Below are 12,118 nucleotides of genomic sequence, written 5' to 3' on the forward strand. Positions count from 1 at the left end.
GGCGCCGCCGGCGCTGTCGACCAGCCAGGCGAAAGTTGAAGAAAGCCGCATCGATATGATCATGCTTCGGCGTTCCGTCGCTGTCACCAGCGCGAATCGACCCAACGAGATTTTAGTTGAACGGCAGGGCGATTTGGCTTCGAATCGAAAGCGCTGGCCCGGCGCCACCTGCCAGGCGAGCCGTGTTGGCGCGCAAACCAGGGAGGTTTCGATGGCTGAACCCTTGATCGTTCGTCGCGAGGTACAGATCGCGGCGCCGCCGGCGACAGTCTTCGCCTTCCTGACAGATCCGGACAAGATTGTGCGCTGGATGGGAACGGAGGCAACGGCGGAACCCAACCCTGGCGGTCTCTATCTGCTGAATTTGGGAGGAAGAGCCACGGCTCGCGGCCAATTCACCGAGGTCATACCCGTCCACCGCCTTGCCTACAGCTTCGGCTGGGAGGGCAACGATCGGACGCCGCCCGGTTCGAGCCTCGTCGAAATCGATCTGGTCGAAGAGCCGGGCGGGACGCGGGTCAAGCTCACCCATAGCGGCCTTGCCGACCGAGAGATTTGCGACAGCCACGAGAAGGGCTGGACGCACTATCTGGATCGGCTCGCAATCACCGCCGCCGGTGGCGACCCGGGACCGGACAAGATGTAGGGCAGCCGCCGCAATTGCCGACAGCCAGCGGCCAATCGCTAGTGCGTTTCACCGTTTCGCGGAAACGGCGAAACGCGCTATCTCCTTGTTTTTACGCAATTCCGGACGGAAAACCGCTCACACCTCTCCTGGAATTGCTCTAGAGTTCAAGCTTGTAGCCGATATGGCTGGCCTTGAAGCCAAGGCGCTCATAGAAGCGATGCGCATCCGTCCGGCTCTTGTTCGTCGTCAGTTGCACGACCCGGCAGCCGCGCTCGCGGCATTTGTCGATCGCCCATTCCAACAGGCGCTGTCCCAGGCCTTCGCCGCGCCGGGTGGACGCGACGCGCACGGCCTCGATCTGGCCGCGCCACGCGCCGCGCTGCGATAGGCCGGCGAGAAAGGTGATCTGGAGCGTGCCGATGACGTCGTCGCCATCGGTCATCACCGCGAGCAACTGGTTCGGATCGCGGTCTATCGCCGCGAAGGCGTCCAGATAGGGTTGCGCCAGCGGCAGGCTTGCGTCTTCACGGGCGCGGCCCAGCGCATCGTCGGCAAGCATTGCGACGATGACCGCAACGTCCGCTTCGATTGCACGGCGAATGCTGATGGCGCTCATTTCCACACTCCGAGATGGCGGACCGACCGACTGCGGATCCTGGCGGAGCGGACGGTCGTCCTGATTGGTCGGCAATAGCGGATGCCGGCATTAATGACTATCCCGGCGGCGCTGTTCTGCGCTATGGCTGGGTTCCCCGCCTTCTTCCAACATTCCTTGCCCATGTCAGGCCTGCTCAGCGATCCGTGGTTCTATGCCGCCGCCATTCCGGCGGTGATCCTTGTCGGCCTGTCGAAAGGCGGCTTCGGCGGCGCCGTCGGTTTCGTCGGCGTGCCGTTGATGGCGCTGACCATCCCGCCGGTCCAGGCGGCCGCCATCCTGCTGCCGATCCTGTGCCTGATGGACATCGTTTCGGTGTGGACGTGGTGGGGCGTCTATGACCGCAAGATGCTGGTCGACATGATGCCCGGCGCCGTCATTGGCATTGGCCTCGGCTGGCTGACCGCGGCCTTGGTGACCGAGGAAATGGTGCGGCTGATCGTCGGCGCCGTCGCGCTGGTGCTCGTGCTGCGCTGGCTCTACCTGCAGTTCCGCCATGGCGCCGATCATGCGGCGGAGCCGAACCGCATCGCCGCCGCCTTCTGGGGCACGGTCGCCGGCTTCACCAGCTTCGTCGCCCATGTCGGCGGTCCGCCCTTCCAGGTCTATGCGCTGCCGATCCGGCTCGACCCGAAAGTGCTGTCCGGAACCTCGGCGATCTTCTTTGCCGCCACCAACGCGCTGAAGCTCATTCCCTATTTCGCGCTCGGCCAGTTCGACACCGCCAACCTGACGGCCTCGGCGGTGCTGATGCCGCTGGCGCCGCTGTCCACCGTCGCCGGCGCCTGGCTGGTGCGCCGCATGCGGCCGGAGATCTTCTATCCGTTCACCTACGCCACCGTCGCGGTGGTCGCCGTCAAGCTGCTGTGGGACGGCATAGTCGGCTTGATGTAGAAACAAGGCGGCCTTCCAACCGCCTCGCTCCAAAAACGTAACGCTCAGGCGGCGCTCGGCACCAGCTGGCGGCCGCCGCCGAAGGCGAGGGCGGCGCCGAGCGCAATCACCATCGCCATGCCGGCAAGAATGCCGATGTCGTTCAGAGTGGGCTTCAGCACCATGTCGGCGATGATCACCAGCATCACCGCATAATCGAGGCGCGCCCATCTCATCATGCGCTGGCCGATGGCAAGGACGGCGGGCGTCACACCCTGCTCGGCGACCATGGCGCCCATGCGCTCGCCGGTCGGCTTGAAGATCAGCATGCCGATCGAGAAGGTCGTGGCATAGCCGACGAGGCCGATGACGATCCACAGCTCGGCAAAGCCGACCCAGAAGCCGCACATGACGAGACCGAAGATCAGCGTCAGCATCGACATCGGCGCGAAGAACCTGCCGCCGAGCTGTCCGCTGGCGCGCATTGCCTGCAGCTTGTCCTCGATGTTGCCGGCGCGCTCGGCCAGCACGCCGAGCAGGAACAGCACGAAGCCGCCGCCGACCCACAAAATAGCCGAAACGACGTGAAGGAATTTGACGATCGAATACCAATCCATGGTTTGCTCCCGGATATCCTGCCTGAGTTCAAGCGGCGAGGATTTGCGCGCCGCTTCAGAGGAGCGGCCTTTTGCGTGGCGCGTGTTTCGGAACGATGCCGCGGCAGCGGCGGGCATGTTACAGGCGGCCACGATCGGCATTCGAAAAACCGGTTTTAGACGATCCCCAGCGGCGGAGCCGCTGTCCTGTTCCGGCACAGGGAAGCGCGCTCGCTTAAAAAATCGCCGCCGCGTTAAGGGTTCGTTAAGCTTTACAGGCGTTTACTATGCGCATCCAGTTTTGCTGGATTCTTACCGAGTGGTTGGAGCCACTTTGTTTGACGCCTCCCTGTTAAACTCCTGAGAGCCGCCTTATCCGCGGCTCTTTTTTTGTCGGCAGGCGGCCGGCTCCAAAGCAGCCGGCGTTAACCGTTTGTTAAACATGCGCTTGCCTTCATGGGCATCGAAGCGCATTTTCAAGCCTCAGTCATTTAAGGGTGCTGGCCACGTCGGCAAGGATAGTCGAATCGGCTGGCGGCAGTGCAGGGGCGTATCGATGAACGAGCCTTCGAAGGGCAGCGCGAAAACCATCAAACTGGCGGAGCGCCGGGTTTTCTCCCAATCCTTCAAGCCGCTCTACCAGGAAGGCATGGGGCTGGTCGAGCAGGCCGCCGAATATCTCGATGGCAAGGGCAGGCTCGAGGCCAAGAAATTGTCGCGCACGGCCGCTACCCTCTATGCGGCGGAATCGATGCGGCTGACCACAAGGCTGATGCAGGTCGCCTCCTGGCTTTTGCTGCAGCGCGCGGCGAATTCCGGCGAAATGACGCGCGACCAGGTGGCCTCGGAGAAATCCAAGGTGCGGCTGGATACCGCGTCGGCGCATGACGAGGCGCTTGGCTGGAACGAGCTGCCGAAGGAATTTCTCGATCTGGTGACGCGCTCGCTGCGCCTGCAGGCGCTGGTACGGCGCATGGACGAGGAAATCTATGGCGGTGTCGTGGCCGAGACGCACGCGCCCAGTCGCCGGGCCAATCCGGTTTCCGACCAGATCAGCCTTTTGAACACGGCGTTCGCGCGCGGCTGACACCGCGTTTGCAACAAACGCTGAGATAGCGCCGGCGGCTTCCCCCATCGAGCCGTGATCAGCGCAATCAAGCGCCTCTGGCCTTCAGCCACTTTTCGATATTGCGGCAGCAGCCTTCGGCGCGTTGAAGGCCGTGCTAGCCTTCGCGGGAAGAAATACCCTTGCCTGGAAGCGATAGGCCCCTAGTTGGAGCCGTTCGCCGCAGCCGGGTCGACCCGAGCCGGATTTGCAAGAAAATCACCGTCACTGTGACCAAAGCAGATTGCGAGGCTTGATCCCCGTGCATTCGTCATTGGACCGCATTCCGGTATCGATCATCATCCCCAACTACAATTACGAACAGTTTCTCGGGCGCGCCATCGACAGCGCGTTGGAGCAGGACCACCGAAATGTCGAGGTCGTGGTCGTCGACGACGCTTCGACCGATGCGTCGGTGGCCGTCATCGAATCCTATGGCGACAAGATCCGCCCGTGCCTGAGGCGCAGGAATGGCGGGCATGGCGCAGCATTCAACACCGGATTCGAGGCGAGCACCGGGGAGATCATCCTTTTCCTGGACGCCGACGATTATCTCTATCCGAACGCGGTCTCCGAGATCTTGGACGAGTGGGATACGGATGTCGCCCAGGCGCAATTCCGGCTGCATCTGGTTGATGAGGACCAGGAGATCAAGGATGTCTTTCCGCCTCCCGAACAGCCGTTCGATTCAGGCGACGTCGTGCCGGAATTGTTGCGCAAGGGGCGCTATCGTACGACGGTGACAAGCGGGCTGGCGTTCGACCGCGAGGCGCTGGAACCGATAATGCCCATGCCTGAAAGCGATTTCCGGCAAGGCGCCGATGGCTATCTGGCGACACTCGCGCCGCTTCACGGAGAAGTGAAATCCATCGACACCTGTCTTGGCGCCTACCGCATCCACGGCTCCAACCATTCGGTCTTCGACGAGAAGCTTGCCGAGCGGGCGCGCTGGCGCATGCAGCATGACTTCCGGCGCCTCGAAGCCCTGTCCGACCGGGCGGCCGAGATCGGCTTGACCATGCCGCCGGATGCCGGCCTTCACGATCCGGTTCACCTGGAAGAGCGGCTGGCTTCGCTCTGCGTCGACGAGCCCCAGCATCCGGTTGAAACCGACTCCCGGCTGGGGCTGGCAAGAGCGGGCGCCGCCGCCAGCCTGGAAATGAACGCATCCTGGCGGCGGCGGGCTGCCCTGGCGGCCTGGTTCCTCAGCATCGGAATCCTGCCGCGGCGCATGGGCAATGCGGTGCTGGCATGGAAGCTGGTCGCGTCGTCCCGGCCGGCGGTCCTCACGCGGCTGTCGAAAACCATCCGTCGCGTGACGAACTAGGTTCTAAAGCGCGTCGCGATCCTTCGGATTCGCTCCATGCGCTTTAGTCTTTCATTTTACGCATGTCTTTATCCCGAAACCGGTTCCCACTTTCGGGAGACATGCTTTAAGCAGGCAGGCCGCCATCGGCCGCTCAACGGGATTTTCGGACGCGATCTTGGGATCGCGACCGTTTCCGGTTTGTTCACATTTCGCTGGCATCGCTTGCTGCCGAGGTTAAACTTGGCGCATGGGGGAAGCGATTCGCATCATCGGCATCGATCCGGGCCTGAGGCGCACCGGGTGGGGCATCATCGATAGCCTCGGCAATTCGCTGCGCTTCATCGCGTCCGGCACCGTGCGCTCGGATGACAAGGCGCCGCTCGCGACGCGGCTCTGCCAATTGCATGACGGGCTGGCCGAGGTGCTGCATCAGGCCATGCCGCACGAGGCGGCGGTCGAACAGACCTTCGTCAACAAGGATGCGACGGCGACGCTGAAGCTCGGCCAGGCGCGCGGCATCGCCATGCTGGTGCCGGCGCGCGCCGGGCTGGTCGTCGCCGAATACGCGCCCAATGCGGTCAAGAAGGCGGTGATCGGCGTCGGCCATGGCGAGAAGAAGCAGATCCATATGATGGTCAAGGTGCTGATGCCGAAGGCGATCTTCGACACGGACGACGCCGCCGACGCCCTTGCCATCGCCATCTGCCATGCGCATCACCGCCCGAGTGTCGCCTATCGGATGGCGGTTGCGGGATAACGATGTTCTTGACTTGTTCCGATTGTTGGAATATTTCTTACTTGTAAGAAAGGATTGTTCCATGCGTGTAACCAGCAAGGGCCAGGTGACCATTCCGCGTGATCTGCGCGAGACATTCGGCATTGTTGCCAACAGCGAAGTGATCTTCGCCATAGAAGGCGGAAAGATCACGATTACGCCTCGGCACGACAAGGGACGGCACGCAGATCGCGAACGGCTCGCCCGTTTTCTCGCAGCGCTTGATCGGCTGGAGGGTAGCGGCGATCAGACGATAAATGCGGACGACGTCATGGCCATGACGCGGGATCGCTGAGTTTGGCGACGCTTGTCGATACCAATGTGCTTATCGATGTCGCTGTTCGCGATCCTGTCTGGCTGAAATGGTCGCGGTCGAAAATAGAGACTACGCGCAAGCAAGGCAGCCTGATCATCAACCAGATCATCTACGCAGAGTTTTCGATGCGCTACGAGACGATCGAAGATGTAGACGATGTGTTGCCCGAGGATGAATACCGGCGTGAAGGGTTGCCGTTCGAAGCGGCCTTCGCCGCGTCGAGAGCATTCTTGATCTATCGCCGGCAAGGGGGACTGCGGGAGAAGGTCATGCCCGATTTTTTGATCGGTGCGCATGCCGTCATCCGCGGCTATCCCATCCTTACGCGCGATCCGGCGGGTTTCAGAAAATACTTTCCGGATGTCGAACTTATCGCGCCTGACACCCACCCGTAAGAAAGCCCCCGGACATGATCGGCAAGCTGAAAGGCACGCTGGACGAAATCGACGAGGATGCCTGCGTCGTCGACGTGCATGGCGTCGGCTATGTCGCCCATTGCTCGACGCGCACGCTTGCCGCGCTGCCGTCGCCCGGCGAGGCAGTGGTGCTTTTCATCGAGACCTATGTGCGCGAGGACATGATCCGGCTCTACGGCTTTCAGACGGGGCTGGAGCGCGAGTGGTTCCGGCTTTTGATGAACAATGTGCAGGGCGTCGGCGCCAAGGTGGCGTTGGCGGTGCTGTCGACGCTGGCGCCGGCCGACCTCGCCAATGCGATCGCGCTGCGCGATATCGCCATGGTTTCCCGCGCGCCCGGCGTGGGCAAGAAGGTGGCCGAGCGCATCGTCACCGAATTGCGCACCAAGGCCCCGGCCTATGCTGGCGCGGCGACCGGCACGATCGGCCTCAAGCAGGAACTCGGCGAAGGCGTCGCTGCCGCGCCGATCACGGATGCAGTCTCGGCGCTCGTCAATCTCGGCTATTCGCGCGACATAGCGGCGAACGCGGTCGCGGCGGCGCTGAAATCGGCCGGCGAGGGAGCGGATGCCTCGAAGTTGATCCGCTTCGGGTTGAAGGAACTGGCGCGGTGACGCGACGCTTGTCCCGCCAGCGGTCCTATGCAAGGAAGGCGGCATGAGCCTTTCGCCCCGCCTCATTGCTCCCGACAAGCGCGGCGAGGATGCCGACCAGACGCTGCGGCCGCAGTCGCTTGACGAGTTCGTCGGCCAGGCGGCGGTGCGTGCCAATCTCAAGGTCTTCGTCGATGCCGCCAAGAGCCGCGGCGAGGCGCTTGACCATGTGCTGTTCGTCGGCCCGCCGGGGCTCGGCAAGACGACGCTGGCGCAGATCATGGCACGCGAGCTCGGCGTCAACTTCCGCTCGACCTCCGGGCCGGTCATCGCCAAGGCCGGCGACCTTGCCGCGCTGCTCACCAATCTGGAGGAGCGCGATGTCCTCTTCATCGACGAGATCCACCGCCTCAACCCGGCGGTCGAGGAGATCCTCTATCCGGCGATGGAGGATTTTCAGCTAGACCTGATCATCGGCGAGGGGCCGGCGGCGCGCTCGGTCAAGATCGACCTTGCCCGTTTCACCTTGGTCGCGGCGACAACCCGGCTCGGGCTCTTGACCAATCCGCTACGCGACCGGTTCGGCATTCCGGTGCGGCTCAATTTCTACACGGTCGAGGAGCTGGAGCAGATCGTGCGCCGCGGCGCCCGGATACTCTCGATGCCGCTCGGCGACGATGGGGCGGTGGAGATCGCGCGTCGCGCACGCGGCACGCCGCGCATCGCCGGCCGGCTGCTGCGCCGGGTGCGCGATTTCGCCAGCGTCGCGGGCGCCGCGCATGTCGACCGCAAGATCGCCGACGAGGCGCTGACCAGGCTGGAGGTCGACGCGCTCGGCCTCGACGCGCTCGACCGCCGCTATCTGTCGATGATCGCGCGCAATTTCGGCGGCGGGCCGGTCGGCATCGAGACGATCGCGGCGGGGCTCTCCGAGCCGCGCGACGCGATCGAGGACATCATCGAGCCCTATCTCATCCAGCAGGGCTTCATCCAGCGCACGCCGCGCGGCCGCGTGCTGACCGCCAATGCCTGGCGACATCTGGGGCTCGACCCGCCAAAGGACATCGCCCAGCAGCAGATCAGCCTGTTCCAGGAAGAGTAACGCAGATTTGTTCGCCGCTCGGCCAAGCAAGGGGCCGATCTGCGCAGAATCTGCGCGCCTTGGCCCAGCTGAGGGCGCAATTGCCGCCTTTAAGGCACGTCCTGACAAATCCCAAGGGGCTTGGGCCGTTCCATGATCACCAGACGCGGTTTCCTGCGCCTTGTCGGCGGCTCGGCCTTCGCCATGGTGTCGCTCGGCGCCTATGCGGTCGGCATCGAGCCGATGCTGCTCACCCATGTGAAGCGCTACGCGCTGACGCCGCCGCATTGGCCAGCCGGCCTCAAGCTGCGGGTCGTGGCGCTGGCCGACATCCATGCCTGCCGGCCCTGGATGACGCCGGAGCGGATCGCGGCGCTGGCCGAGCAGGCCAATGCGCTGCAGCCGGACGTCATCGTCATGCTTGGCGACTATCCTGCGGGAACCCGCATGGTGACCGGCTGGGTGAATGCGTCAGAGTGGGCGCCGGCGTTGTCCGGGCTCAAGGCGCCGCTCGGCGTGTTCTCGATCCTCGGCAATCACGACTGGTGGGAGGATCGCTCGGCACAGGCGGCTGGGGCAGGGCCGACAATTTCCCGCAAGGCGCTGGAGGCGGTCGGCATACCGGTGCTGGAGAACGATGTCGTGCGCCTGGAAAAGGACGGCAAAGGCTTCTGGATTGCCGGGCTGGCCGACCAGATTGCGCTCTTGCCGGACAGAACAAAGGGTCGCGAGGGGCTTACCGGCCTCGACGATCTTCCCGGCACGCTGGCCAAGGTCGGCGACAGCGATCCCATCATCCTGCTTGCGCATGAGCCGGACATCTTTCCAAAGGTGCCGTGGCGGGTATCGCTGACGCTGTCCGGTCACACACATGGCGGACAGGTGCGGCTGTTCGGCTATTCGCCGGTCGTGCCTTCCGCCTATGGCAATCGCTACGCCTATGGCCATGTCGTCGAGGACGACCGCAACCTGATTGTCTCGGGCGGTCTTGGCTTCAGCATTGCGCCGATTCGTTTCGGTGTGCGGCCGGAGATATTGCAGATCGACCTGGGATAGTTCGCTTCCCGCGCGTTCAGCGAAGCGACCTGATCACATCCATCACATTGGGTTCCGCCTTGTCGCCGTCGAAGGCATCGACGACGCCGAAGGCGCCGCCATAGCTCCACACCGACCAGGAGAACCCATGCGCCTCGGCGCGGGCGATCATGTCGCGCACATAGGCGGTGCGGTACGCGGCCGGCATGACGAAGCCGTTGCCGTATTCCTTGCGGATCATGCCGAATTCGCCGAGCGTGATATCCTGCGGCTTGACGCCGTTGGCCTTCGCCCAGGCGTCGACCGTCCTGAACGGCGCATCCATGACGGCGGCCAGCTTTTCGGGACTGTCCATCGCTGCCACCTGTTCGTCGAGATAGGCGAGCATGCCGCTCTGCCGCGCCCAGGGCGCCTCGGCCCTGATCCGATCGCGGATCGTGTCCAGCGTCACGTCCAATTGCGGCTTGGGAACGGCTGTGAGCGGATAGGGCAGGCCGGTGACGTATTGGATGAAATCGCCGGCCCAGGTCGCGCCCTGGTGTGTCAGAAGGAACGGATCGTAGGAATGGAAGGTCCAGATGATGTTGTCGTCGGGGATCGTCCCGGGGTCGATCCTGGCCAGGGACTCCGCGTTTGAATAGCAGCCGCCGGTCAGGATCAGCGTGAGCCTGGTTGCGGAAGCTCGCGCGGCTGCGAACAGCTTTTTCTGGCGGTCGGGCCAAAGGTTGGTGCCGTTCGCGTCGCAGTCGACGATCGGCTCGTTCATCAGTTCCAGCGCGACCTGCTTCGGATCTTCCCGGGCCAGCGTTTTTGCCATGTTGCGCACGACCTCGGCATAGGCATCGAAGACGGCCGGGTCGTCCATCACCTCGCCCATGCCGATGTTGCGGTTGCCGCCTGCGGGGATCAGATGCAGGTCGACGATCACCTTCAGGCCGGCGCGGTTGATCATGCGCGCCGACTCGAGCACGCTGGCATAGAGGTCGTCGCGAAGCGCCGCGGTCCGATCCGAGAGAAAGGGCGAGGGATCGACCGGCACGCGCAGGAAATCGAGACCGGCATCCTTGAGCGCCTTGAGGTCGTCCTGCTTGAGGAATTTGCGCCACTCCGGATAAGGCAGGATCGCCCGGCGATCGCTCCATTTGTCCTCGGTGGGCCATGTGACCCATTGATCGAGATTGAGGCCGCGTTTCATCGAGAACGTCGCTGCCCTGGCCGGCGCCAGCGCGGCGAGCGCAAGCAGCGCCGCCATCAAGCTCTTGATCATCATGCCCAACAGTGCCATCCCGTTCCCGCGCGAAAACACCTGCCTGTTCAGGTCAGAAAAGGAAAGCGCGATGGACGATCATGGTGAATCGGCGGCGCTCAGTGCCGGGCTTTCCGGCGCGCTGACGGATTTCGGCCACCGGCTGATGGCGAGGGTCTATTATGCCGACACCGATTTCTCCGGCGTCGTCTACCATGCGCGCTATCTCGAGTTCCTCGAGCGCGGCCGCTCCGATTATCTGCGGCTGACCGGCGTCCACCACACCGAGCTGCTGGACGGCAAGCATGGCGAGCGCATCGTCTGGGTGGTGCGGCGCATGGAGATCGACTTCCGCTCGCCGGCGCGCATGGACGACATCCTGACCATCGACACACGCACCGACGATATCTCCGGCGCGCGCATCGTCATGGGCCAACAACTGAAGCGCGGCGGCGACGTGCTGGTCGAGGCGAAGGTCGAAGCGGCGATCGTCGGCGAAAGCGGGCGCCCGAAACGCTTCCCGAAGGAGTGGATTGCGGCTTTTATGCCCCGGGTACGCTGATATTCAGGTGATGCCGGCCTGCGAATGATGGCTTCCTGCGCTTCCGGTGCTCACGCGTACTTCAAGTACGCTCCGCTCCGGTTCTCGGAAGCCATCGTTCTCGGCTCGGCCTGACCTGAATCTCAGCATACCCTTGCGGCGGCGCTTGTTGCTTGGTCGCCTGCCAAGCGCGGCAATGCGCCGCGCCTGACATCCTAACCCATCCTTAACCATAACGGTTCATGAAGGAATTGGCGAAGATTGGCGCAATTCGTGCGCCTTCCTTTCACCAATATTTGCCTCGAAAAGGCCGCGAAACGGTGCATTCGGGGCGTGTCCCGCAAGCTTCACGCTTCGCGCGATCGGACCAAAGGGATGCCCATGGGCCAGCCGCCAACGATGCCCGGAAAATCTTAAGGACTTAAGTGATGGAAAATATCGCACTCGCCGATCCGGCAGCGCATTTATCGATCTGGGCCCTGTTCATGCAGGCCGGCTGGGTGGTCAAGCTGGTAATGATCGGCCTGCTTTGCGCCTCGATCTGGACCTGGGCGATCATCATCGACAAGCTCGTCGCCTATAGCCGCATGCGCCTCGCCCTCAATCGCTTCGAGCAGGTCTTCTGGTCCGGGCAATCGCTCGAGGACCTCTACCGCACGCTGGCCGACCGCAAGACCACCGGCATGGGCGCGATCTTCGTCGCCGCCATGCGCGAATGGAAGAAGAGCTTCGAAAAGGGCGCGAAGTCGCCGCTGGCGCTGCAGACCCGCATCGACAAGGCGATGGACCTGGCGCTGACGCGCGAGATGGAAAGGCTGGAGGGACGCCTCGGCTTCCTCGCCACCACCGGCTCTGCCGCCCCCTTCATCGGCCTGTTCGGCACCGTCATCGGCATCATGACGTCGTTCCAGGCGATCGCCGCGTCGAAGAACACCAGCCTTTCGGTGGT

Annotated in this window: 15 protein-coding genes; 12 read left to right on the plus strand and 3 right to left on the minus strand. The window is 63.5% G+C overall.

Annotated elements, in window-relative coordinates; genetic code table 11:
* Positions 1 to 211 precede the first annotated feature (211 nt).
* The gene (locus EOA23_RS25145) at positions 212 to 646 is read left to right on the plus strand and encodes an SRPBCC domain-containing protein (RefSeq protein WP_126083675.1); all 435 of its coding nucleotides are present in this window, start codon (positions 212 to 214) and stop codon (positions 644 to 646) included.
* Between the two features lie 139 nt (positions 647 to 785).
* On the opposite strand, the gene EOA23_RS25150 is transcribed toward EOA23_RS25145, so the two are convergent.
* Entirely contained in the window at positions 786 to 1,244 is a 459-nt protein-coding gene (locus tag EOA23_RS25150; RefSeq protein ID WP_127306131.1) for a GNAT family N-acetyltransferase, read from the minus strand.
* 162 nt (positions 1,245 to 1,406) lie between these two features.
* On the opposite strand from EOA23_RS25150, the gene EOA23_RS25155 reads away from it, so the two are divergent.
* Positions 1,407 to 2,177: a sulfite exporter TauE/SafE family protein gene (locus EOA23_RS25155; protein ID WP_127306132.1), complete on the plus strand. Its 771-nt coding sequence runs from the start codon at positions 1,407 to 1,409 to the stop codon at positions 2,175 to 2,177.
* A 44-nt stretch (positions 2,178 to 2,221) separates the two neighbouring features.
* Here EOA23_RS25155 and EOA23_RS25160 read toward each other — a convergent pair whose 3' ends face one another.
* Positions 2,222 to 2,773, minus strand: a complete 552-nt coding sequence (locus EOA23_RS25160) for a DUF2269 family protein (RefSeq protein WP_127306133.1) — start codon at positions 2,771 to 2,773, stop codon at positions 2,222 to 2,224.
* A 535-nt stretch (positions 2,774 to 3,308) separates the two neighbouring features.
* Between EOA23_RS25160 and EOA23_RS25165 the strand changes: the two genes are divergently transcribed.
* The 8 genes from EOA23_RS25165 (at position 3,309) to EOA23_RS25200 (ending at position 9,403) form a co-directional block, all read left to right on the plus strand.
* Positions 3,309 to 3,839 (plus strand): DUF1465 family protein, encoded by a 531-nt coding sequence (locus tag EOA23_RS25165; RefSeq protein WP_042645727.1) that lies wholly within the window; start codon positions 3,309 to 3,311, stop codon positions 3,837 to 3,839.
* A gap of 280 nt (positions 3,840 to 4,119) precedes the next feature.
* Positions 4,120 to 5,184, plus strand: coding sequence for a glycosyltransferase family 2 protein (locus tag EOA23_RS25170; RefSeq protein WP_127306134.1), 1,065 nt, complete (start codon positions 4,120 to 4,122; stop codon positions 5,182 to 5,184).
* A gap of 229 nt (positions 5,185 to 5,413) precedes the next feature.
* A complete protein-coding gene (gene ruvC / locus EOA23_RS25175) occupies positions 5,414 to 5,923 on the plus strand; it encodes a crossover junction endodeoxyribonuclease RuvC (protein WP_127306135.1) in 510 nt (169 codons plus the stop codon).
* Positions 5,924 to 5,984: 61 nt separating this feature from the next.
* Entirely contained in the window at positions 5,985 to 6,236 is a 252-nt protein-coding gene (locus EOA23_RS25180) for an AbrB/MazE/SpoVT family DNA-binding domain-containing protein (protein WP_127306136.1), read from the plus strand.
* A gap of 2 nt (positions 6,237 to 6,238) precedes the next feature.
* Positions 6,239 to 6,652 (plus strand): type II toxin-antitoxin system VapC family toxin, encoded by a 414-nt coding sequence (locus EOA23_RS25185; RefSeq protein WP_127306137.1) that lies wholly within the window; start codon positions 6,239 to 6,241, stop codon positions 6,650 to 6,652.
* 14 nt (positions 6,653 to 6,666) lie between these two features.
* Positions 6,667 to 7,287, plus strand: coding sequence for a Holliday junction branch migration protein RuvA (ruvA, locus tag EOA23_RS25190; protein WP_127306138.1), 621 nt, complete (start codon positions 6,667 to 6,669; stop codon positions 7,285 to 7,287).
* A gap of 43 nt (positions 7,288 to 7,330) precedes the next feature.
* Positions 7,331 to 8,368, plus strand: coding sequence for a Holliday junction branch migration DNA helicase RuvB (gene ruvB, locus EOA23_RS25195; protein ID WP_040991683.1), 1,038 nt, complete (start codon positions 7,331 to 7,333; stop codon positions 8,366 to 8,368).
* Between the two features lie 132 nt (positions 8,369 to 8,500).
* Complete coding sequence (locus tag EOA23_RS25200; RefSeq protein WP_127306139.1) at positions 8,501 to 9,403, plus strand: metallophosphoesterase; 903 nt, start codon at positions 8,501 to 8,503, stop codon at positions 9,401 to 9,403.
* A gap of 16 nt (positions 9,404 to 9,419) precedes the next feature.
* Here the strand turns inward: EOA23_RS25200 and EOA23_RS25205 are convergent, their stop codons facing one another.
* Positions 9,420 to 10,667 carry a cellulase family glycosylhydrolase gene (locus EOA23_RS25205; protein WP_127306140.1) on the minus strand — a complete coding sequence of 416 codons (1,248 nt, stop codon included), beginning with the start codon at positions 10,665 to 10,667 and terminating at the stop codon, positions 9,420 to 9,422.
* Positions 10,668 to 10,719: 52 nt separating this feature from the next.
* On the opposite strand from EOA23_RS25205, the gene ybgC reads away from it, so the two are divergent.
* Both ybgC and EOA23_RS25215 read left to right on the plus strand, forming a co-directional pair.
* Positions 10,720 to 11,190 carry a tol-pal system-associated acyl-CoA thioesterase gene (gene ybgC / locus EOA23_RS25210; protein ID WP_127306141.1) on the plus strand — a complete coding sequence of 157 codons (471 nt, stop codon included), beginning with the start codon at positions 10,720 to 10,722 and terminating at the stop codon, positions 11,188 to 11,190.
* A 407-nt stretch (positions 11,191 to 11,597) separates the two neighbouring features.
* Positions 11,598 to 12,118, plus strand: a 521-nt coding sequence (locus EOA23_RS25215; RefSeq protein ID WP_127306142.1) for a MotA/TolQ/ExbB proton channel family protein, incomplete at its 3' end; no start/stop codon positions are given.

Source organism: Mesorhizobium sp. M2A.F.Ca.ET.042.01.1.1, assembly GCF_003997405.1.
Classification (GTDB): domain Bacteria; phylum Pseudomonadota; class Alphaproteobacteria; order Rhizobiales; family Rhizobiaceae; genus Mesorhizobium.